This window comes from Enterococcus sp. HMSC076E04 (assembly GCF_001814285.1).
In the GTDB taxonomy this organism is placed as follows: Bacteria; Bacillota; Bacilli; order Lactobacillales; family Enterococcaceae; genus Enterococcus_B; species Enterococcus_B lactis.
Genome location: NZ_KV815589.1, coordinates 22,480 through 23,019, shown reverse-complemented (window position 1 = coordinate 23,019; position 540 = coordinate 22,480). Strand labels below are relative to the sequence as shown.

The window sequence follows — 540 nt, the reverse complement described above, 5'->3', positions numbered from 1 at the left end:
ATTTAGGTGTAAATGAAGGTAGCTCTCAAGTAGCAAATAATCAGTACATTTTACTGCATGAAACGGCTAATGAAACAGCAACAGGGCGCAATGAAGCGCAATATATGCAACGTTCATGGACTAGTGCTTACACTGCTTACATTGTGGGAGACGGCGGAATTGTTTATCAAGTCGGACAACCTGGTTATGTACAGTACGGTGCTGGTTCGTATGCTAATGCAAATAGTCCTGTGCAGATTGAGTTACAACACACACATGATAAAACAACGTTTGAGAAAAACTACAAGGCATACGTTGAATTGGCTAGAGATTCAGCAATAAAATATGGTATTCCTTTAACGCTAGATACGCCTTACAACCAGCCAGGTATTAAATCGCATTTATGGGTAACTCAAAATATTTGGGGCGATCATACAGATCCTTACGGTTATCTTTCTGAAATGGGTGTAAGTAAAGAAAAACTAGCCTATGATTTGGCTCATGGATTTACCGATGAAAATCCAACTACTTCAGATGATAAACCAGTCATTGATCCAACTA

1 protein-coding gene is annotated in these 540 nt (G+C 39.1%); it reads left to right on the top strand.

Going from position 1 to position 540, the window contains the following annotated elements; translation table 11 throughout:
• Window positions 1-540 (top strand): peptidoglycan recognition protein family protein (locus HMPREF2961_RS06435; RefSeq protein WP_256277983.1); only part of this gene is annotated, 540 nt, incomplete at both ends.